The following is a 20,538-nucleotide window of genomic DNA, read 5'->3' as shown; positions in this document are numbered from 1 at the left end:
ACATGACGATTAGCAGTTTGATTATAAGGTTGGAGATGGATCATCGGCTGGTTCAGTTCGGCGAGATTGCCTCTCAGGTCAGCCATGCTGGCGGCGATATGACATCAATTGATGTCATTCGCTCTGGCAAGGACATGTCGGTACGCGACATTACAGTCCATATTAATGATTCGGATGAGAGCCCATTGCTAAGGCGGCTGGATGAGCTGCAAGGGACGAAGCTAATCCATGTATCTGACCCGGTATTTCTCGCCCATTTGGGCGGGAAAATTGCCACGAGCCCGAAGCTAATGGTCAAAAATCGGGATGATCTTTCCAAGGTGTATACGCCCGGAGTGGCTAAAGTGTCGAAGGCCATTCATGAAAACCCGGATAAGGCGTATTCGCTGACAATCAAGCGCAATACGATTGCGGTTATTACCGACGGAACGGCGGTGCTGGGGCTTGGCGACATTGGACCTTATGCTGCTGCTCCCGTTATGGAAGGCAAAGCGATGCTGTTCAAGCAGCTTGCGGATGTAGATGCGTTCCCGCTTTGCCTGGATACGCAGGACACGGAGGAGCTGATCCGCACAATTAAAGCGGTCAGCCCGATTTTTGGCGGCATAAATCTTGAAGATATTTCTTCGCCCCGCTGCTTTGAAATTGAGCGCAGGCTAGTGGAGGAGCTGGATATTCCAGTATTTCACGACGACCAGCACGGTACGGCAATCGTTGCGATGGCTGGCCTGCTGAATGCGCTCAAGGTAACGGGGAAGCAGCTTGCGGATGTGCGAATTGTGGTAAATGGCATTGGAGCGGCAGGCGTATCGATTTGTAAAATGCTGCTTGCCGCAGGAGTGAGCCATCTCGTCCCGATTGATCGGGACGGCGCTATCGTCTTCGGCGGTGCCTATGACAATCCGATGTGGCAGTGGCTGGCGATGCAGCCTCAGGTTGAACGAACTCCCGGAAGCTTGAAGGAACTGCTAGCTGGAGCGGATGTGTTCATCGGCGTATCGCGGGGCGGCCTGCTGAATAGCCAGGATATTCAGACGATGGCAAAGGACAGCATTGTGTTTGCAATGGCGAATCCCGCGCCGGAAATCGAGCCGGAAGATGCATTGCCCCATGTTCGCATTTTTGCAACGGGTCGCAGCGACCTGCCGAACCAGATTAACAATGTGCTTGTGTTTCCCGGCATTTTCCGGGGGGCGCTGGACTGCCGCGCGCGCCAAATTAATGAGGCAATGAAGCTGGCAGCGGCGCGGGCCATTGCTGCCGTCGTTTCGGACGAGGAGCTCAATGAGCAATATATTATTCCGAGCATCTTTAATGAGCAGGTCGTTGCTAAAGTGCGGCTTTCCGTTATTGAAGCTGCTATATCCACGGGATGCGCCCGCCGAATACCGCCGGAAATTGGCTGGAAAATGGCATGAGCAGCATAGCGCTGGAGAAATGGCTGACGAGTGTAGGCATTGATCTGGGTACAAGCACAACCAAGTGGATTGTTTCGAAGCTTAAGGTTGTGGAGACCTCCGGAGGCTTTTCACTGCCGCGCTATGAAATCACTGAGCGAAGGCTGGCTTATATAAGCCCGGTATTTTCAACTCCGCTGCTAGGCGAATCCGAAATTGATCTGCAAGCTTTATCGGGTCTATTGGAGCGAGAATATCAACAGGCCGGCATTAAGCCGCAGGATGTGCAGACCGGAGCCGTTATCATCACGGGCGAGACGGCGACGAAGGACAATTCTGAGAAAATTGTACATGCGATGGCCGGGCATGCTGGACAATTTGTCGTCGCAACAGCAGGTGCTGATCTGGAATCCTTGCTCGCCGGGCGGGGTTCTGGAGCGGCTGCCCGCTCAGCGCGGCAGCCTGGCGTAATCGTCAACGTGGATGTCGGCGGCGGGACAGCAAATGCGGCCTATTTCCGCGATGGCGCTATGATAGGGACGGTGACGCTGCATATTGGCGGCCGTCTTATTCGTTTAACACCTGAGGGGAAAGTCGTATATGTATCAGCCCATTGGCAGCTCTGGGCAAAGCAACAGGGCTATGAAAGCGAGCTGCCCGCGATAGGCAGTCTGCTTCCGCTCGCAGCTTTGCGTCTATTGTGCAAGCGAATGGCAGATCATTTGTATTCGTGCATCATATCAGGCGGACATGCGGTTCGCTGTGGATGGGAAACGGATGTGCTGCTTGTCGCGCCGCCTGCCGGTGAACTCCCGATGCCAGGCGAAATTTTTATTTCCGGCGGAGTGGGCGCATTGATGGATATGTCAGATTCCCTTACAATGGAGGAAATAGCCAAATATGGCGATATCGGGCCGGAGCTAGGAGCGCAGCTGGCGCAATTAGCAAGTCGGCATGGGGTTCCAGTCAGGCAAGCGGAAGAGTCGGCCCGTGCGACGGTTATTGGCGCAGGAACGCATATGACGGAGGTGAGCGGAGCGACGCTGTATTATGATTTGGAGGCGCTGCCGCTGCGCAACATTCCGGTTGGCATCTGCCGCTTGCCGCCAGCCGATGACGAGCTGGAGCAAGTGGTGCGGGCCAGTGTGCAGCTGGCAGCTGGCTTGTATGGCAGCGGAATGTCCGATCCGCCCTTTGCTTTAGCTCTGCAAGGCGGCGGAGTTTGCTCGTATATTCGCCTGCAAAAGCTGGCAGCAGCGTTATACGCCGAATATACGGCTACTGCTCCTGAGTCCTCAGTACTGCTGGTCATTTGCCAAAATGATATGGCCAAGGCGCTTGGACATGCGCTTGCGAAGCGGCTGCGAGGCAAGCAGCGGCTCGTATGCGTCGATCAGATAAACGCCGCTGACGGCGATTATGTTGACGTTGGCCTTCCAATAAAGGAGGACATGGTTCCGGTAATCATGAAAACGCTGGTGTTTCACCGGCGGGAGAGCGGGGAGGAACAAGCATGAAGTTATCCGTTAGACTCAAAGGCCGGACTTACTCCTTCCATCATTTGAAAGAGGTGTTGGCCAAAGCAAACGAAGAGAAATCGGGAGACCGGCTGGCAGGCATTGCTGCTGCCGATGTGGCGGAGCGGGTTGCCGCCAAATATGTGCTCTCGGAGCTGCGCCTCGCAGATATTCGGGAAAATCCGCTGCTATGCCCCGATAAGGACGAGGTTTCGCGGCTGATCGAGGAGGATCTTGCCGAGGACGTCTATCAGGCGTTCGCCAACTATTCGGTCGGCGAGCTGCGGGAGTATTTGCTTCGCTCTGATACGACAGGCAGCGAGCTGCTGCGGGTCGGCTCGGGCTTGACGAGTGAAATGATAGCGGCGGTATGCAAGCTGATGTCCAATCTGGATTTAATTCAGGCGGCTTCGCGGATGGAAATATTGACAACCTGCCGGACAACAATCGGCTATAAGGGGACGCTTGCTTCCCGCGCCCAGCCGAATCACCCGTCCGACCATGTTGGCGGCATGAAGGCTTCGCTGTTCGAGGCGCTCAGCTACGGCATCGGTGATGCGGTCATTGGCATCAACCCGGCGACGGATGCGGTTGAAAATATGAAGTCGCTGCTCTATGCGACGAAGGAGGTCATAGACCGCTGGGCGATTCCAACCCAAAACTGCGTGCTTGCCCATATCACGACGCAAATGCGTGCAGTGGAGGAAGGGGCTCCTGCAGATATGCTTTTCCAGAGCCTCGCTGGAACCGAGGAGGGCAATCGCGGCTTCGGCATTGATCTGGCGCTGCTTGAGGAAGCGGATGCTTTAATTCGCGCACGGGGTACAGCGGAGGGGCCGAACCGCTGGTATTTTGAGACGGGGCAAGGCTCCGAGCTGTCTTCGGAATCGCATTTCGGCATCGATCAGGTTACGCTGGAAGCCAGATGCTACGGCCTTGCAAAACGGTTTAACCCGTTTATCGTCAACACGGTTGTCGGCTTTATCGGTCCTGAATATTTGTATGACAGCAAGCAGGTCATCCGCGCGGGGCTTGAGGATCATTTTATGGCGAAGCTTCACGGGCTGCCAATGGGCTGCGACATATGCTATACGAACCATATGCAGGCTGATCAGAATGATATGGATAACTTGAGCATTTTGCTCGCATCTGCTGGAGTCAGCTTCGTTATTGGCGTTCCGTTAGCGGATGACTGCATGCTTAATTACCAGTCGTTAAGCTATCATGATATTGCCACCGTGCGTGAGACGCTGCGGATGAAGCCGGCTCCTGCGTTTGAAGCATGGCTGGAAAGCGTCGGCGTCATGCGGGGCGGCAGGCTCACCGCTGAGGCGGGAGATGCCGTCCGGTTCGTCTATTGAGAGAGGAGGCCATCTAATGGATCGACAAAGACAGGCCGAAATCTTTGAAAGCCTCGCGGCCCACTCGCCCGCTCGAATTGGAGTTGGACGCACAGGTACCCGCGCGCTTACGCAGGAAGTGCTGAAGCTGAGGCTGGATCATGCCCATGCGGTGGATGCGGTATACGGAGAAGTATCTCCGGCATTGCTTGCGGAATTCGAATTGTTTTCTGTTGATACTCAGTTTCATGACAAAGAATTATATTTGAAGCGTCCTGATAAAGGCAGGCTGCTGTCCGCGGAGGGGAGTGCGGCAATAGTGGAGCGCTGCTTGATGCGTCCCCAAGTGCAGGTCGTCGTGGCGGATGGGCTGAGCGCCAAGGCGGTCGATGCTAATCTGCCCGATATTTTGCCTGCTTTAATGGATTCATTGGAAGCAAACGGGTTAACGGCGGGAACACCCTTCTATGTTAGAGGGGCGCGGGTTGGCTGTATGGACGATATCGGGCGGATTTTGGAGCCTGAGTCGCTTGTCCTTCTCATTGGAGAACGCCCTGGCCTTGCGGCAGCTACTTCAATGAGCGCTTATATGTGCTATCGCCCCTATCCGGGAAAGAAGGATTCGGAGCGAACGGTTATTTCCAATATTCATGCAAGAGGTACGCCCCCCGTGGAAGCGGGGGCTCATATTGGCTCTGTTTTGCGCAAAATGCTGGAGCAGCGCATGAGCGGGATCGGATTTATCGTCTGAGCTTAAATTAGAATGTGGAGCAGGTTCAAAAATCGTATGCTGAAAGCCGGAACTTTCTGGCGCAGGCTTCTGTGAAACGGAGGCCGCGTACAGAGCGTTCCGGCTTTTTTGATTTGAGCGTTGTTTGGACAGCTGCTTCCATTTTTTACATCGGCCGCGTTCATAGCTTGTACATTTTCAAAGTGTAAACTGATGGCTAACCCTGTCAAACGTAGAAGACGTATGAACTGGAACGGTGTGAAAACACTGGAAAAAGCACAACATACTGGCAAGGCGATACGAGGAGGGATAGTATGCTCCAAGGCCATATTTTGTTAGCTGAGGATGATGAGCGGCTAGGGGGACTAGTTGTGCAGATGCTTGATAAATCCGGCTATCATCAGGTGGACTGGGTACAGGATGGCGAGGATGCGTATGATTATTGTCTCGCTGCTCATTATGAAGTTGTCTTACTCGACTGGATGATGCCGGGCATGACAGGTGTAGAGGTATGCAGCAAACTGCGGGAGCAGGGCTACGGTGGAGCCATTCTCATGCTGACGGCTCGCGATTCGCTGCACGATCGAATAGAGGGCCTCGATTCAGGGGCCGATGATTATTTGGTCAAGCCGTTTGAGCTGTTCGAGCTGCTTGCTCGATTGAGAGCGCTGGGACGCCGGAATTTTGCACCGCTGGTAGAGGAAGTCGTCCACATTAGCGATATGACACTCAACCGCAGCACACAAGCAATGAAGCAGGGAGAGCAGGAGGCGGCGCTTAGCCCGCGTGAGTTCCAACTGCTCGATCTGCTGCTGCGCAACAAGGGGAGCGTTTTGCCGCGCGAATTGATTTTGGAGCGGATATGGGGCTTTGAAACGGATGTTGCGATGAAGACGGTAGATGCGACGATCAAGCTGCTGCGCAAAAAGCTGGAGCCGTTTGGCAACGCCGACAAAATCCTGAGCATTCGCGGCGTCGGGTATAAATTTGATGATTAATCGGTTATTCAAAAATAAAGATGTGTTCGCGCAGACGCAGGCGCGGCTGACGCTGCTCTATGTCGGCTTGCTGTCGCTGTTTCTCGCCGTGTTCGTCGTCGTTGTGTATTGGCTGCTGTCGCTTGTCATTTACAATGAGCAGAAGAAGGAGCTGCTGTCGTTTCTCGATCAGTCGACGAACGTTATTGAGAAGCAGATGAAAGACAATCGGCAAGCGGAAGAAATTGACTTGAATGACCGCAACTTGCTCGGCTTTGGCAATGACCAGTTTTTTTATTATTTGATTGGTGCAGATGGCGCACTTATTGCGGGGAAAGAAGTATTTCCTGTTTTGAGGCCAGAGCTGCTGGAGCTGGTGAAGAACTGGAAGCCCGGCAATAATGAGGTCAGCTACGAGACGATAACGACAGATGCCGCTTCTGCGGACGGCATGCCTGAGGACAGGCCGCCAGCTGGCAAGCTTTCATTAATGATTGCGGGCAAGCCTGTTCTGACTGGTCAGGGCAGCTCCAGCATTTTTTATGTGGCGAAAAATATTTCCCAGCAGCATTCGCTGTTTCAATGGCTGCTCTGCATTCTCATAGGCGTCGCGGCTTCGTTTACGATTGTCGCTTTTCTAATTGGGCGGTATATGTCGCACCGGGCTATGCTGCCCATTGCCGAATCGTATGAGCGGCAGCGCACCTTTACAGCGGATGCGTCGCATGAGCTCCGTACGCCGCTGAGCGTGCTGATGATGTCGATCAATGCGCTTGAGCTGGAACCCCCCGTTCATACGGTGCGTGACAATACTTCAGGTGCAGCGCGATCTGGGAAGGGCGCGGGAGACGATAATGATTTTGTTTCTAAGACGCTTGCAACGATGAAGGATGAAGTGAAGCGGATGACGCGGCTCGTTGGTGATTTGCTGCTGCTGGCCCGATCGGATGCGAGTGAGCTTGAGCTGGAGCATAAAATGTTTGATTTTCGCCCCATTGCCGAAAAGACCGTTCGATCGATGGAGACGCTGGCCGCTGCCAGAAGCATACGTCTGGAGCTTGAAGCGCCAAATAGGACGATGATGCGTGGCGACGCGGAGCGCATGAAGCAGGTGCTGTACATTTTACTCGATAATGCGATTAAGTTTTCACCTGAGGGAGAGCGTATTATCATCCAGCTAAGCGCGTCACCCTCGGAGCGGAGGGGCTTGTTTAGGCTGACGGTGCAGGATAAAGGACCGGGTATTAAAGCGGCAGACGCTGCCCGCATATTTGACCGTTTCTATCGGACGGACAAGGTGCGAACGCGGCGAACGTCCGGCCATGGGCTGGGACTTGCGATTGCCAAGCAAATTGTGGAAGCCCATGATGGCAAAATTGGCGTATGGCCTGAGGTTGGCAAAGGCAGCACCTTCTATGTGATGATTCCAGTTGCCTACAAATGAGTAGGAAGAGCTTGCTTGAATAAAAAAGAAGAGGAAGCCGTTTGCTTAAGTTGATGCTTAAGCAAACGGCTTCCCTCTCTTTTTCCATAAATGCTGTGACGGCTGTGGCGCTATTTCCGCTTATTCGTGAATTTGTGTCAGCAATTCGCCAAGCACCTTCATTGCTTCGGCTTCCTGCTCGCCGTCGATTTCCAGCGTCACTTCCTCGTTCACGGCAATGCCGAGCGTCAGCATGCTGAGCGAGCTTTTGCCATTTACTTTTTTGCCCTTGTTCAGGACAGAAATTTTGCAGGGAAAGGCGCTTGCGGCTTGAACGAACGTTTTAGCCGGGCGAACGTGAAAACCTGTTGGGTTAAGAATCGTAAAGGTTTGACTGATCATGAGGAGATCACTCCATTTCGGATGTATTTTATTCCTTATTTCCGTTTTTGCTCGACGAAGGCGGTCACTTGCTCGTAGCTGCGAATGCGAAGCGCCTGATCCGCATAGGCAGCCCATTCGGCCTGATCAAGCTCGCCAACGAGCTGTCTAGCCTGCAAAATCGCGCCAGCGCTCATGCTGAATTCATCCAGGCCAAGACCAAGCAGCAGCGGAATCGCCGTTGTATCGCCAGCCATTTCCCCGCACATGCCCACCCATTTACCCTCTTGCTTCGCGGCTTTGATCACCATGCTGATGAGGCGCAAAATCGAAGGATGCCATGGCTGATACAAATAAGATACCGTCTCATTCATCCGGTCTGCCGCCATCGTATATTGAATCAAATCGTTCGTCCCGATGCTGAAAAAATCAACCTCTGGCGCGAACAGATCAGCGGAAACAGCAGCGGACGGAATTTCAACCATCATGCCGACTTCAATGTGTTCTGCGACAGCAACGCCTTCGGCCGCAAGCTTTGCCTGTTCTTCGGCGAGCAGTTTTTTCGCTTCAAGCAGTTCTTCAATGACTGCAATCATTGGGAACATAATTTTAAGATTGCCGTGACTGCTGGCACGAAGCAGAGCGCGCAGCTGCGTGCGGAAAATATCCTGGCGGTCGAGGCAGAGCCGAAGCGCGCGCTGCCCAAGGAATGGATTGCTTTCCTTCGGCAAATCCATGTAAGGCAGCTCTTTGTCGCCGCCAATGTCGAGCGTGCGGATGACGACGGGCTTGCCGTTCATTTTTTCCAGTACGTATTTGTAGCTGGTATATTGCTCCTCTTCGGTTGGCAGCGAGCTGCGTCCCATATAAAGAAATTCGGTGCGGAACAAGCCGATGCCTTCAGCGCCATTATCGAGCGCGCGCTGAACATCCTCCAGCTTGCCGATGTTGGCCGCAAGCTCTACCTGCTTGCCGTCTCGGGAAAAGGTTGGCTGATCCTTGAGCTTGGTCAGCTCAGCTTTATGCTGGTCATATTGCTGCTTTTGCTGTTGGAAGGCAGCAAGCTCGTCAGCGGACGGGTTGATAAGGATGGAGCCTGCTTCGGCATCCATTAGGATAAAAGCATCCACCGGCAATGAGCGAAGAGAGGAACCGACGCCCACGATTGCCGGAATTTCCAGTGTCCGCGCCATAATTGCTGAATGGGATGTGCGGCTGCCGATTTCGGTAATGAAACCGCGCACGACGTCCAAATTGAGCTGTGCCGTATCCGAAGGCGTCAAATCCTCGGCAATAATAATACATTCCTCGGTCATATTCGCAAGATCGAGATGGGGCACTCCGCGCAAATGGCTCATAATGCGGCCCGCCACATCTTTAATATCGACGGCGCGGCCTTGAAGCAGTTCATCCTCCATCGCTTGCAATAGTTCAATGAAGGAAGTCGATACTTCATGAAGGGCATATTCAGCGTTAATGCCTTCGTCGCTCATTTTTTCCTCGGCAGCATCAATGAAATCAGGGTCTTCCAGTATCATCAGATGGCCTTCAAAAATTTCGGCTTTATCCGCGCCAAGCTTTTGCTCTGTGGAAACCCGAATCGCTTCAATCTCTTCCTGCGCTTGGGCTACTGCGCTGCGAAAACGTTGAATTTCCCCAGTCCTGTTTACAGCTTCAAGCTTTTTTGGCGTGTAGCGGTCTTGATGAATAAAGTAGGCGGGAGCTGCCGCAAGCCCTGGCGAAGCACCCGTACCTTTCCAAACTGCTGTCATGCAACCTCATTCCTTTCCTTGACTCAATGGTTCCTTGGCTACTTGAATTGAACCAAGAGCCATTCGTTTCAAAAATGATTACAGCTTGCTATAGGCTGCCACAATTTGTGCGTGCAGCGGGTGTTCCGCTGGCAATGACGTATAACGTGCAATAACGTCGCTGAGTGTGGAGCTTGTAAGAGCTGCCTGAATTTCCGCAGCCTCGGAATCTTCTGTATAGGTGAAGCGCAGCGCTGCGGCCATCGCTTTTGTCAAATGGGCAGTTGGCAGTCCGAGCTCAAAGGCGAGCAGGGCGGGCCGTACGAGACGGTCATCCGGCGACAGCTTGCGAATCGGCGAACGTCCGACACGCACCACTTCATCCGTCAAATAAGGATTAATAAAACGCTCTAAAATTTGCTCAATATACGCTTGATGCTCGCTTTCCGAGAAGCTGTATGTGCGAACAAGCATCGCGCCCGTTTCTTTGAGCGCCCCCTCGACTTCCCTGCGGACAGCGGCGTCCTGCATCGCTTCCTGAATAGTGGCGTACCCTTGCAAATAGCCATGATAAGCGGCAACACAATGCCCGGTATTAACGGTGAACAGCTTGCGTTCGATATAGGGCTGGAGCTGATCGACATAATGGATGCCGGGAATTTCCGGCGTTCCTTGCGGCAGCGCAGAGCGGTCAACCGTCCACTCATAAAAAGGCTCAACTGTCACCTGCAGCGGATCGTCATGCAGCTGTTGCGGAACGATGCGGTCAACGGCGGCGTCTGGAAAAGCAATCGCTTGCTCTGCCTGTGCTTTGACGTCAGCAGCCAGATGGGAATAAACAAGCTCCCTCAGCTGCGTGCTGCCGCCAATCGCATTTTCACAGGCGATAACAGGCAAGGGAGAAGCAGCAGCTGCTTGGCTCTTCGCCAGTCGAAGCGTGATACCTTCAGCAATGGCTCCGGCAATATGCTTCAGGACTGATACGCCGACGGCTGTTGTGACGAGGTCAGCCTCGGCAATGGCAGCAGCAACGAGCGCCGTATCATTGCCGTTAATCGCATTGACGCCCGAGACGGTGAACGACTCAGCTTGCTCGCTTGCAAGCTTAACGGTGTATTGCTGTTTTTCCTGCAGCAGCGCGACAAGTGAGGCATTCACATCGACGAACGTGACGCTGCAGCCTGCTTGCGAGAGCAGGAGGCCAATGAAGCCTCGCCCTATGTTGCCTGCGCCAAAATGGACGGCCCTCATTCTTCCATACCTTGCTCAAAAATCGCGATGAGCTCGCCCTCAGAGCTGGCGTTCAAAATCCGCTCCATATCGTCTTCCTCAGATACAAGCATCGCCACGCTCGTTAAAATGTTCAGATGGTCATCGCCGACCGCAGCGAGCCCAATGACGAGTCTAGCTGGCTCGTCTCCGCCAAAATCTACTCCGCCCGGCACGATTAGTATCGACATGCCCGTCGAGTGGATGAGGCTTTTGGAATCATTGGTGCCGTGGGGCATCGCCAGTCCGCCGCCAATATAAGTCGAGAGCAGTTCTTCGCGCTCAAGCATTTTGTCAACGTAGGAGGCCGGAACATGGCCTGCTTCAACGAGCAGCTGTCCCGCAAGGCGGATCGCTTCATATTTGTCGCTAACTTGCACGTTCAATTTCACTTTGTCTGTGGATAAAATAGTCATGGCTCATTTCTCCAATCCAGTTTGAATTTAATTTCTTTCTCTAGGTGAAAGGATATAAAAGCTTGAATCTCCGCGGCGCTGCCGTGCTTGAGCAGCTCTGTCAGCTCCGACATCAGCAGCAGCGCGCTAACTTCACTCAAAATCTCCAAAGCGGTGCGGCGAAGCTCGGCAGGGCCAAGCATCAATAAAATTTGCTTTACTGGGACAGAGCTGCTGTCTTCAAAGGGCAGCGGCTCATTAAACCGAAATAGGCTGAGCACAGGAAAGGCAATGGCATCCGAGCGAGTATGGAACAACGCCAGCTCCGAGTCGGGAATGACCTGACTGCCATGCTGTTCCCGTGTTAGCAGCAGTTGAACGACCTTCTGCTCGTCGGTCACTGCATGCAAATGCTGAATGCTCTTAATGAGCTCCTCGGTGACGCCCGCTAAATCGCAGCGCGGCAGGTCGGTCCGCTCCGGCATTGTATAAACCTGAAAGGTGTCCAGCAGCATAACCGCATCGGAAGCATACATTTTCAACAGCATCAACCGCTCCAGCGGCGAGTGGCTGCTCGTTTCCGGCGTTGTTGGCGACGGAGCATGCTTGAGCGTAATATTTTGAATAAAGGATCGCAGTCGTTCGACTTCCGCTTCCAGCAGCAGGGGACTCAGCTTAATATAACGCTCGGCAGCTATCGGCAAATCAACGGTTGAAATAATGAGATCGTATTGCTGCTCGGGCATGCGAGCCGCTTCGTACCAAGAACGGTTGCCAATCAGCTCGATTTGCGGCAGCTCCTTGCTAATTCGAACGGCCAGCAGCTTTGAAGAACCGATACCGCTGGTGCATACGAGCACCGCTCTAACTTTTCGCGGAAACTGCCTCAGCCGTTCCATGGAAGCGCCAAAATGCATGACCATGTAGCCAATTTCCTCATCAGGCACTTCGATCGTGCTTATAATAGCATTAATGCCTTTGCGAATAAGGGTAAACAGCAATTCATAATCTTTCTTAATTTGCGCAAGCAGCGGATTGCGAATCACGCTGCCTTCCTCAATTCTGCGAAACGCAGGCAGCATATGCTGATAGAGCCCTTCTCTTAAGGAACGATCCTCGGTGAAAGGCTCGCCGAGCTGCTCCTCCATAAAAGCGATCAGCTTCGTTACGCTTGCATTAAGCGTCCAATCCCCCTGGGCGAGCAGCAGCCCATCTTCTTCAGCCGAATCGGTAGCTTTAAGCAGCTTGGCGATATAGCGGACTTCTTCAGCAGGAAGCTCCAGTGCGAGCATGCGCAGCAGCTCCTCGGCCTTGCTTTCCCCTCTAACGGAGTAGGAGGGAGGAGCGCCGTTAATATGCGGCGGAATCAAATGGCCTTCCTGAATTCGCGTCAGCGTGACCGCAAGCCGAATGAGCAGATTTAAATGCTCTTTTTCTGACAATTGCAGCTGCCAGCCATCCTCCAGCTTCCAAAACGCCTGCTCCAAGGAGAAAAAATGCTTCCTGCCAACCATCGCGAGCAGCTCTTTCGATAAAGGATGCAAGGCGATGGCTTCCTGAGCTTGGCCAAACAGGTCGGATTCATCCAGATGGGTTTGCGCGAGCCAGGCAATAAACAGCCTTTTTGCTGACTCTGGTCCGCTTATTTCTACGCCATAGCCGCGCCTGCGCACGAGAGTCAGCCCGTGGCTCTGAATCATTTGCTCCAGATCGTCAAGATCGTGGCTAATCGTTGGCATCGTAACGCGCAGCTGATGGGATAGCGAAAATTGCTTGATGGGTTCGTTATGCTTAAGCAGCTTGCACAATATAAGCGCCTTGCGCTCCTCGGCTGAATACTCAAATAGATCCGCATGCTCCAGCGCTTGTTTAAAACGTTCCAGCCTCTCGCTGTCCGCTTCGAGTTTGATCCCGATTCCAGAACGCTTATGCAGTTTGATATGATTGGCAGCTAGTACAAGCTCAATGTCACTGAGCTCGCGGTGAATCGTCCGGGTGCTTGCCCCGACCTCAGCGGCAATATCGGCCGCTGTTATTTCATCCCGCTGCTCCAGCAGCAGCTCTACAATACGTCGCTGTCTCGTCGATACTTTGATAGGAGATCATCCTTATCCGGGAAATGGACTTAACGCCGACATTTAATGTCAGCGTTAAGTGCAAAGTCTAGACTTGCTTCATTTAAAATATAAGAATTTATAAACCTCACACTTATAAATGGACTTATATTTTACCCTCGAAACGGCAGCTTTGCCGACAAAGGGCAGCTTCATTCGTTTAAGCTTAGCTTAATCTTTTGATCAAAGCATCATACTCAGGGCTCTTCAAGAAATCTTCAATGGAGATGTGCTCAGCTCCAGGAACTTTAAGGCGCGCCCGTTCAGTCAGCGATTTATGGGTAATGACGATATCCGCATCAGAAGGGAGATCGTTAATCGCCGTGTTGGTCACCTGTATAGGAAGACCAGCTGCTTTGACTTTCTTTTTCATAATGGAAGCGCCCATTGCACTAGAGCCCATCCCAGCATCGCAGGCAAAAATAATTTTGCTCACATCTTCCTTCGATTTCACGGTGCTAGCAGCTGCGGAAGCTGTGTCAGCTTGAGTGCCGGCTGTTTCAGCGCCTTTGGACGAGGCTTTCATGTCATGCATTTTTGTCGTGGCCTCCTCGATATCGCCTTGAGCGTTTTTGCTTGTTTTCAGCAGAAGCGCACCGATTACGAATGATACCGCCGCCGCGATAACAACACCGCTAATCATAGCAAAGTAGCCGTCTTTAGGCACGAGCGCAAAATAAGCGAGAATACTTCCTGGTGAAGGAGCGGCTGTAAGGCCTGCGCCCAGCAGGGAGAAGGTAAACGTACCAGCCATGCCGCCGCCGATAACCGCAAGAATGAGGCGCGGATTCATGAGAACGTATGGGAAATAAATTTCGTGAATACCGCCGAAAAACTGAATGATGATAGCGCCTGGAGCAGAGCCTTTCGCTGCGCCTTTGCCAAACAGCCAGTACGCGAGCAAAATGCCAAGACCGGGGCCTGGGTTTGACTCCAGCATGAACATAATGGATTTTCCAGTAGCAAGTGATTGCTCAAGCCCGATGGGACTTAAAATCCCGTGGTTGATCGCATTGTTCAGGAATAAAATTTTACCCGGCTCAATTAATATGTTAGCCAGTGGCAAGAGCCCGTGGTTGATGAGAAATTCAACGCCGGAAGAAATCAGCTTGCTGAATGCGGTAACGAGCGGGCCAACGCCTTTGTATGCCCCAATCGAGAGAGCAGCGCCGATGATGCCGGAAGAAAAGTTATTGATAAGCATTTCGAAGCCGGATGGAATTTTACCTTCCAGCGCTTGGTCGAATTTTTTCAATATCCATGCCGCCAGCGGACCTACGATCATAGCTCCAAGGAACATCGTAATATCCGATCCGAGAATAACGCCCATCGTGACCATGGCCCCGATGACGCCGCCGCGGGTGCCGTGAACCATTTTACCACCTGTATAACCGATCAGGAGCGGAAGCAAATAAGTAATGGTTGGGCCAACAAGCGTTGCCAAATCTTCATTTGGAAACCAGCCGGTCGGAATGAACAGGGTTGTAATAATCCCCCAGGCAATAAATGCACCGATATTTGGCATAACCATCCCGCTTAAGAATCTGCCGAATTTCTGCACCCCTACCTTTACACCGCCGGATGACGATTGTTGTACTTCTTGACTACTCATGACATGACTCCTCCTCAATGAATTGCGAAGCAATAACAGCTTCGATAGGCGCGGGTATATGAATGAACGAAGCGATCATCGCGCGCAACATGTTTTCACCGTTTGTCATGTGACTGCTAACAAACGTGATTATAATCATGTTAATGTATAGCGTTTACAGCCGCAATGAAAGGAAAAGAAGAAAGCGTCATGAGCACTGTTGACAGTATTTATTTTGACAGAAATGGAGGGGGATATTCGAATGATTCGCCAATAAATGAACATTTATCTTTTGAAAAGGCGAATATTTGAACATTGGAAAGGGAAAAAAGTACGTCTATTTTTCAGAGTAATCTGAAATGGTATTCACTTTAAATAAAGTTGGGGACGAGGAAAATAAAGAGAAATAGTCTGACACCTATTTTCAGTAAATTAGATTAACGTCTATATCGTTATTAGTTAAAAGTCTATACCTTCGGTAGAGAAATCTCATAGTATACAATTGTTGTATAGGGAGGTGTTTAGTTTGTGGAGTGTCAATATCCATCATAAAAATGGAATGACTTCAGTGACAAGAAAACATGCACGTAATAAGAAATGTATCGTCAAAAAAAAGAACATACGTATAACAGATAAACGGAAAGTTAAGCACTCTAATACTGGTCGAAAAAAAGATTTTAAAAAGAAAACAATTATTGTTTGCCCTCTAAGAAGAAAAAAAGAACGTAAAAAGTTTATTTTATCCAGGAAAAAAATTAATCGTGTTGCTTGTACACAGCCGGAAAATATTGTAGCAGCTCCGCGAGATATACAAGGACCTCCAGGCTCGCAAGGGACGCAAGGATCTCTGGGTTCGCAAGGGACGCAAGGACCTCCGGGCTCGCAAGGGACGCAAGGATCTCCAGGCTCGCAAGGGACGCAAGGATCTCCGGGCTCGCAAGGGATGCAAGGACCTCCAGGCCCGCAAGGGACGCAAGGACCTCCAGGCCCGCAAGGGACGCAAGGACCTCCAGGCCCGCAAGGGGCGCAAGGACCTCCAGGCCCGCAAGGGACGCAAGGACCTCCAGGCCCGCAAGGACCACCGGGACCTGTCATTCTTCCTGACGTCATTATTTTGCCAAGTGCCCAAAGATATTTTTATATTGTGACCTCAGATATACAGTCCTTTGTAACCATTCCGGCTAATGAATTTACAAACGATGAGGGAGCATTAATAACCGCATTTACAGGCATTGGTCAAAATAGCTATAGTAATCTTTACATCAATGGGATATTACAAGAAGGCAGTATATATAGCTTAAATGAAAATGCCTTGAACATTAATCTAAACAATCAAACTCTTTATTCAGGTACGCCTATTATTATCGAAATCATTCAATTTTTTGCTCAAGTAACCTTATAAAATGTGCGTTTAATCAGATGATCCGCCCTTCCCTTTTATCTATCACTATCATTTACTAATAGAGATTGAAGAAGGGAGGTGATATAAATGGCAATTACAAAACCCTTTATGGCTGCTCGAAGGTTTACGGCTACAATTGGAGACGGAACAGGTACAGGCGCAACATATAATATTCTTGCAACAGCCACCACCAATGATGCCGGAGCCGCTGCCACTGCCTTTCCATCTGCCCCCGCGTATTATAATCTATATATTAATGCGCTGATTCAAACAGCAGATACTTCAACCGTTACTACCACTGCGATCACCATACCTGGTGGTGATGCACTCGATCCTGCGACACCAGTTGTAATCGAATTTGTTGTAAACTAATCATCTTTATTGATGAGATGCCGACAATTATATTGTTTTGAATTGTCGGCATTGTCTTTTTATATACTTTTGGGGATATTGTTTTCGTACATATGTACTTGAAAACTAAATAAAGGAAGTGAAAATGAATGGCGATTATATACCCTATCATTCCCCCAATAATTTCCGGTGTTATTTATAATGTAGGTGCTCAAACTGTTCCTGTAGAAACGGATGTTATTTTTGATTCAAATGGTATTCTTTCACCGGGAATCAAACATGACCCTGGAACCGCACAAATTGCAGTTAGCAATCTGGGCCAATACGAGGTTGCTTTTTCTGTGACGTGTGTAGAACCCAACCAATTCGCCCTGTTTTTAAATGGTACGCTGGTTACGGGAACTGTATATGGTTCAGGTGCCGACACTCATCAAAACAATGGGCAGGCTATAATTGCTCTAACGGCCGGTGATGTTCTTACTCTCCGAAATCATAGTTCAGCTGCTGCGGTTGGTCTTAAGACTTTGGCGGGGGGCAAACAACCAAACGTAAACGCTTCTGTTGTCATCAAAAAATTAAGTTAGCTTCTAATAATATTGATGAAATGTGAACATCTGTTTGCATTTTAGAACGGGCAGTCGATGCAAGGGAAGGTAGTCTAATAAAAATTTGAGCGCAGCCTTAACAAAAGAAAAGAGCGTGAAAAATCGCTTATTCTGCGATTTTTCACGCTCCGTTTCACATGGTTGTTTACAGTCTTCTGCGGTTGTAGAAAATAACGAACACACTCGACAAGATTAAAATAATTAAGGCGATGCCTGCAGTAATAGCTTCCGAAGTGCTGCCCTGCGGCTGGGCGTTTTGACCGAAGCCGAAGCCCATGCCATTCGGTGGCATCATGCCGCCGAAGTCCATACCATTCGGTGGCATCATACCGCCTTGTTGGCCCATGCCATTCGGTAGCGCCATGCTGCCTTGGCCGCCCACGCCATTCGGTGGCATCATACCGCCTTGTTGGCCCGTGCCATTCGGTAGCGCCATGCCGCCTTGGCCGCCCACGCCATTCGGTGGCATCATACCGCCCATGTCGCCACCTTCAGAGCCGCTGCCGGAGCCATCCCCAGAGGATGGGATTGTGCCGTCGAGCTGCTGCGTGACGCTTGCTACCTGCGTGCTTGCAAAGGAAAGCAGCGTCGTAATGCCCTGCTCATACTCTTCATACGAATAGAAGGAAGAAGGGTCTGCTTTTACATAAGGAGAGATCAGCCCGGTAATTTCTTTAACTCGGGCAGCAAGGGTATCGTCTGCCAAATATCCTTCAACCATTTCTTTTATAATCGCGTGGTACTGCTCCTTGTATTCATCTACTGCCAGCAATTTGGCGACGAGAGGCCGTTCCGCCAGTTTGCCTGACGTCGGTTCATCAATGAGTACGCCTGCGCCTCCAAAGCCGCCGAAGGACATATTGTAATCCCATGGCAAAATCGAGAACAGACCATCATCCTCATATAAATAGTAGTTATGCTTTGTCATCGACAAATAGCTGTCCATATTGCCCGCCACCGTGTTCAAGGCGATAAACTTCAGCACTTCCTGTACATCCAAAACGCTGTCATAGTCCGTTCCGTTATTTAATTCATCGAGCATTTTCAATAAAATATCGTCATTGGACGAAGCCGATTTGAGATCAAGCCCCGTATACGATTTCATCGTCTCCAGCCAGTTCAGCTCGCTGCCAGTTCCGCCGTTTGCCTTGTAAAGCGCACCGTAGCTGTTGCCAAAGTTGCGCTCCAAATATTCCTCGCCAATTTGCTCAACGGCTAAGTAAAAGCCCCAAAGCTCGCCATTTACATACACATTCACATAGGAATATTTAGGGGTTGGCAAGCCCATGGCTTCAGCAAGCTCATAGGTAAGGAACTCACGCATATAGGAGGCGTCGCTGTAATTGTTGTTCAGATTGATTTTGCTAATGCCTTCAATCGTCTGATTAACATATTCGTCGAATGAGAGCTTTAAGCTGTAGCGGTCCGAATCTTTATTATTGACGACGCTGATCAAGCTGAGATTGCCCTTCGTGCGTAAGCCGACATTATTGAAAACTTGGCCGTTGTAATCGACGGTCGCTTCCTTAAATTCCTCGGAGCTGGCATTGTCCAGCATATTTTGAAAATCATCTTTGTCCACGGTAATTTTTACGTCAATAACCTTGTCCTTGGGAAATACCGTCTCATCCAGCGTCTGCTCCCCATCAGAAACAACACTTGCTTCCGTTGTCGTTGTAGTAGAGCCTGTACCATTGGTACAGGCTGTAATGGTGAGAAGCAGCAGGAGGGAGCACAGGCTTAGAAGCAAGGTTGAAGCTTTTGCCTTCATGCCGGAAACCTCCTTATTATTAAGATACATAATCCCCGCTGTAGCTAATCAAGACGGCATTTTTTACACCTTCAAGCTCGGAAAGCTGGTTAACAAACGCACCTTCCTGATCACGCAGCCTAATTTCGATCGTTATTTCCACATTGCCGCGCGTAACGGTTTTTTGCTTCACATTGTAACGCTTGACGAGCTTGTTCAGACGGCCGTGAATCTCCTTCTCAGTCGTTTCATTGTCACAGTTGACGACAAGAAGGTACGGCTGCTCAACCGAGCCGCCTTTGACGAAGAAGAAGAGCACGAGACCGACAATGACAGAGCCAATAGCTGCGAGCGTATAGAAGCCTGCACCCGAGACGATACCGGCAACGGCTGCCCAGAACAGGAAGATCAGATCGGTTGGATCTTTAATTGGCGTTCTAAAGCGGACGATGGATAGTGCGCCGACCATACCGAGCGAGAGCACCAGATTGGAGTTGATCGCTATAATGACCATAGCCGTAACCATCGTCATGCCGATGAGCGAGACGTTGAAGCTTTTGGAATAAAGCACGCCGCTGAATATTCGTTTGTACAGCGTATAGATGAAGAAACCAATCAGAAAAGCTACGCCCATTGTAATGAGTATTTTTGAAATGCTAATATCAGAGGTAAAGTTGCTCATCACCGAGTTTTTAATAATATCGGAAAAAGAGGTTGCCGTTTCCGCTGCTTCTGTCGTTGCGGCAGCTGCCGTAGTCGTTGTCTCCATCGTTTAAAAATCCTCCCAAGTGTTGAATTTAAGATATTTGCGGCAGATCACGTATTTGGATGCCGAGGTGCGGTGCAGCCCTTCGAGCTGGAGCGCGATTTTAATAGAGGCCGGAATGTACTCATCAAATTTCACTTCAAGAATCATCCGGTTGTCCTCAAGTGCAATGACGGGGTCAAGATTCGGGTCAAAAATGTCCAGCGCATGCAGGCCTGTTCGCAAATCCTTGTCGAATGTAATCCGCACATTGCCATTTTCGTAAACGTAAGGCTCGCGAACATAATCGACAATCACCTTCGGACGAAGCAGCCGGTACTTCATCTCATTGTAAATTTCCATAAGCAGCGGCTTATCGGGCCGATTAAATACCTCGTAGTCGCCAGCCATCATCTGTTCATACATAGCCCGCGTAAGCGGCTCCTTGACTTTGGCAATGTAATCCTTGAATTTGATTTTTTTCTCAAAATGGATAACCTTGTCCTGCGTATTATAAATGCGAATCCGATATTTGCTTCGGTCACGTACGCCGCCAAGCTTCTCATGCAGCGCTTTATTGTTCACATCGTCGAAGTACAAGCTTCGAATGTGATATTCGCCCGTATCGCCGACATTGGCGTCCTGCTGCATCATATTTTTTAGCCGCTGCCGGATAATGAAATATTGATGCTGGTTAATGATGAATTTCAGCTCATGCCGGAACTTCAAATTTTGCTGCAATTTACTCCCTCCTTCTCTCTATCAATCGTTTAGCTATTATCGTGTCTTGGCTAAGCTGT

18 protein-coding genes are annotated in these 20,538 nt (G+C 50.6%); 9 read left to right on the top strand and 9 right to left on the bottom strand.

The window, feature by feature from the left end; translation table 11 throughout:
* Nucleotides 1-2: 2 nt before the first annotated feature.
* From ABEW34_RS09445 to ABEW34_RS09420, 6 genes are all read left to right on the top strand, one after another.
* Entirely contained in the window at nt 3-1,418 is a 1,416-nt protein-coding gene (locus ABEW34_RS09445; protein WP_430157469.1) for an NAD-dependent malic enzyme, read from the top strand.
* Complete coding sequence (locus ABEW34_RS09440) at nt 1,415-2,914, top strand: ethanolamine ammonia-lyase reactivating factor EutA (RefSeq protein ID WP_430157467.1); 1,500 nt, start codon at nt 1,415-1,417, stop codon at nt 2,912-2,914. Before ABEW34_RS09445 ends, ABEW34_RS09440 begins: the two co-directional genes overlap by 4 nt.
* Nucleotides 2,911-4,275: an ethanolamine ammonia-lyase subunit EutB gene (locus ABEW34_RS09435; protein WP_430157465.1), complete on the top strand. Its 1,365-nt coding sequence runs from the start codon at nt 2,911-2,913 to the stop codon at nt 4,273-4,275. The genes ABEW34_RS09440 and ABEW34_RS09435 overlap by 4 nt, the downstream gene beginning before the upstream one ends.
* A 16-nt stretch (nt 4,276-4,291) precedes the next feature.
* Nucleotides 4,292-5,005: an ethanolamine ammonia-lyase subunit EutC gene (eutC, locus tag ABEW34_RS09430; protein WP_430157463.1), complete on the top strand. Its 714-nt coding sequence runs from the start codon at nt 4,292-4,294 to the stop codon at nt 5,003-5,005.
* A 293-nt stretch (nt 5,006-5,298) separates the two neighbouring features.
* Entirely contained in the window at nt 5,299-5,982 is a 684-nt protein-coding gene (locus ABEW34_RS09425; protein WP_430157460.1) for a response regulator transcription factor, read from the top strand.
* The gene (locus tag ABEW34_RS09420; protein ID WP_430157457.1) at nt 5,975-7,405 is read left to right on the top strand and encodes a sensor histidine kinase; all 1,431 of its coding nucleotides are present in this window, start codon (nt 5,975-5,977) and stop codon (nt 7,403-7,405) included. The genes ABEW34_RS09425 and ABEW34_RS09420 overlap by 8 nt, the downstream gene beginning before the upstream one ends.
* A gap of 120 nt (nt 7,406-7,525) precedes the next feature.
* Here ABEW34_RS09420 and ABEW34_RS09415 read toward each other — a convergent pair whose 3' ends face one another.
* The 6 genes from ABEW34_RS09415 to ABEW34_RS09390 all read right to left on the bottom strand — a co-directional run bounded on the left by ABEW34_RS09415 (nt 7,526) and on the right by ABEW34_RS09390 (nt 14,906).
* Nucleotides 7,526-7,786 carry an HPr family phosphocarrier protein gene (locus ABEW34_RS09415; protein ID WP_430157454.1) on the bottom strand — a complete coding sequence of 87 codons (261 nt, stop codon included), beginning with the start codon at nt 7,784-7,786 and terminating at the stop codon, nt 7,526-7,528.
* 35 nt (nt 7,787-7,821) lie between these two features.
* Nucleotides 7,822-9,537, bottom strand: a complete 1,716-nt coding sequence (ptsP, locus tag ABEW34_RS09410; protein ID WP_430157451.1) for a phosphoenolpyruvate--protein phosphotransferase — start codon at nt 9,535-9,537, stop codon at nt 7,822-7,824.
* A 78-nt stretch (nt 9,538-9,615) separates the two neighbouring features.
* Nucleotides 9,616-10,767 (bottom strand): mannitol-1-phosphate 5-dehydrogenase, encoded by a 1,152-nt coding sequence (locus tag ABEW34_RS09405; protein WP_430157449.1) that lies wholly within the window; start codon nt 10,765-10,767, stop codon nt 9,616-9,618.
* Nucleotides 10,764-11,201 (bottom strand): PTS sugar transporter subunit IIA, encoded by a 438-nt coding sequence (locus ABEW34_RS09400; protein ID WP_430157446.1) that lies wholly within the window; start codon nt 11,199-11,201, stop codon nt 10,764-10,766. Before ABEW34_RS09400 ends, ABEW34_RS09405 begins: the two co-directional genes overlap by 4 nt.
* Nucleotides 11,198-13,249, bottom strand: coding sequence for a BglG family transcription antiterminator (locus tag ABEW34_RS09395; RefSeq protein ID WP_430158539.1), 2,052 nt, complete (start codon nt 13,247-13,249; stop codon nt 11,198-11,200). Before ABEW34_RS09395 ends, ABEW34_RS09400 begins: the two co-directional genes overlap by 4 nt.
* A gap of 211 nt (nt 13,250-13,460) precedes the next feature.
* Nucleotides 13,461-14,906 carry a PTS mannitol transporter subunit IICB gene (locus ABEW34_RS09390; protein WP_430157444.1) on the bottom strand — a complete coding sequence of 482 codons (1,446 nt, stop codon included), beginning with the start codon at nt 14,904-14,906 and terminating at the stop codon, nt 13,461-13,463.
* A gap of 505 nt (nt 14,907-15,411) precedes the next feature.
* On the opposite strand from ABEW34_RS09390, the gene ABEW34_RS09385 reads away from it, so the two are divergent.
* The 3 genes from ABEW34_RS09385 (at nt 15,412) to ABEW34_RS09375 (ending at nt 17,222) form a co-directional block, all read left to right on the top strand.
* The gene (locus ABEW34_RS09385; RefSeq protein ID WP_430157441.1) at nt 15,412-16,287 is read left to right on the top strand and encodes a DUF4183 domain-containing protein; all 876 of its coding nucleotides are present in this window, start codon (nt 15,412-15,414) and stop codon (nt 16,285-16,287) included.
* 87 nt (nt 16,288-16,374) lie between these two features.
* Nucleotides 16,375-16,659 (top strand): DUF4183 domain-containing protein, encoded by a 285-nt coding sequence (locus ABEW34_RS09380; protein WP_430157438.1) that lies wholly within the window; start codon nt 16,375-16,377, stop codon nt 16,657-16,659.
* A gap of 128 nt (nt 16,660-16,787) precedes the next feature.
* Nucleotides 16,788-17,222, top strand: a complete 435-nt coding sequence (locus tag ABEW34_RS09375; RefSeq protein ID WP_430157436.1) for a BclA C-terminal domain-containing protein — start codon at nt 16,788-16,790, stop codon at nt 17,220-17,222.
* Between the two features lie 166 nt (nt 17,223-17,388).
* On the opposite strand, the gene ABEW34_RS09370 is transcribed toward ABEW34_RS09375, so the two are convergent.
* From ABEW34_RS09370 to ABEW34_RS09360, 3 genes are read right to left on the bottom strand one after another with little or no spacing between them, the layout of a single operon-like run.
* Nucleotides 17,389-19,014, bottom strand: a complete 1,626-nt coding sequence (locus ABEW34_RS09370) for a CotH kinase family protein (RefSeq protein WP_430157433.1) — start codon at nt 19,012-19,014, stop codon at nt 17,389-17,391.
* 19 nt (nt 19,015-19,033) lie between these two features.
* The gene (locus tag ABEW34_RS09365; RefSeq protein ID WP_430157430.1) at nt 19,034-19,762 is read right to left on the bottom strand and encodes a DUF4956 domain-containing protein; all 729 of its coding nucleotides are present in this window, start codon (nt 19,760-19,762) and stop codon (nt 19,034-19,036) included.
* Nucleotides 19,763-19,765: 3 nt separating this feature from the next.
* Nucleotides 19,766-20,479: a polyphosphate polymerase domain-containing protein gene (locus tag ABEW34_RS09360; protein ID WP_430157427.1), complete on the bottom strand. Its 714-nt coding sequence runs from the start codon at nt 20,477-20,479 to the stop codon at nt 19,766-19,768.
* Nucleotides 20,480-20,538 lie beyond the last annotated feature (59 nt).

This window comes from Paenibacillus algorifonticola (assembly GCF_050481745.1).
Classification (GTDB): domain Bacteria; phylum Bacillota; class Bacilli; order Paenibacillales; family Paenibacillaceae; genus Pristimantibacillus; species Pristimantibacillus algorifonticola_A.
This window is presented reverse-complemented; position numbering and strand designations above follow the sequence as displayed.

Excerpts from the sequence above, each read along its gene's own strand:
- ABEW34_RS09445 (WP_430157469.1), top strand. The coding sequence starts at position 3 with ATGACGATTAGCAGTTTGATTATAAGGTTGGAGATGGATCATCGGCTG.
- ABEW34_RS09440 (WP_430157467.1), top strand. The coding sequence starts at position 1,415 with ATGAGCAGCATAGCGCTGGAGAAATGGCTGACGAGTGTAGGCATTGAT.
- ABEW34_RS09435 (WP_430157465.1), top strand. The coding sequence starts at position 2,911 with ATGAAGTTATCCGTTAGACTCAAAGGCCGGACTTACTCCTTCCATCAT.
- eutC (WP_430157463.1), top strand. The coding sequence starts at position 4,292 with ATGGATCGACAAAGACAGGCCGAAATCTTTGAAAGCCTCGCGGCCCAC.
- ABEW34_RS09425 (WP_430157460.1), top strand. The coding sequence starts at position 5,299 with ATGCTCCAAGGCCATATTTTGTTAGCTGAGGATGATGAGCGGCTAGGG.
- ABEW34_RS09420 (WP_430157457.1), top strand. The coding sequence starts at position 5,975 with ATGATTAATCGGTTATTCAAAAATAAAGATGTGTTCGCGCAGACGCAG.
- ABEW34_RS09415 (WP_430157454.1), bottom strand. The coding sequence starts at position 7,786 with ATGATCAGTCAAACCTTTACGATTCTTAACCCAACAGGTTTTCACGTT.
- ptsP (WP_430157451.1), bottom strand. The coding sequence starts at position 9,537 with ATGACAGCAGTTTGGAAAGGTACGGGTGCTTCGCCAGGGCTTGCGGCA.
- ABEW34_RS09405 (WP_430157449.1), bottom strand. The coding sequence starts at position 10,767 with ATGAGGGCCGTCCATTTTGGCGCAGGCAACATAGGGCGAGGCTTCATT.
- ABEW34_RS09400 (WP_430157446.1), bottom strand. The coding sequence starts at position 11,201 with ATGACTATTTTATCCACAGACAAAGTGAAATTGAACGTGCAAGTTAGC.
- ABEW34_RS09390 (WP_430157444.1), bottom strand. The coding sequence starts at position 14,906 with ATGAGTAGTCAAGAAGTACAACAATCGTCATCCGGCGGTGTAAAGGTA.
- ABEW34_RS09380 (WP_430157438.1), top strand. The coding sequence starts at position 16,375 with ATGGCAATTACAAAACCCTTTATGGCTGCTCGAAGGTTTACGGCTACA.
- ABEW34_RS09375 (WP_430157436.1), top strand. The coding sequence starts at position 16,788 with ATGGCGATTATATACCCTATCATTCCCCCAATAATTTCCGGTGTTATT.
- ABEW34_RS09370 (WP_430157433.1), bottom strand. The coding sequence starts at position 19,014 with ATGAAGGCAAAAGCTTCAACCTTGCTTCTAAGCCTGTGCTCCCTCCTG.
- ABEW34_RS09365 (WP_430157430.1), bottom strand. The coding sequence starts at position 19,762 with ATGGAGACAACGACTACGGCAGCTGCCGCAACGACAGAAGCAGCGGAA.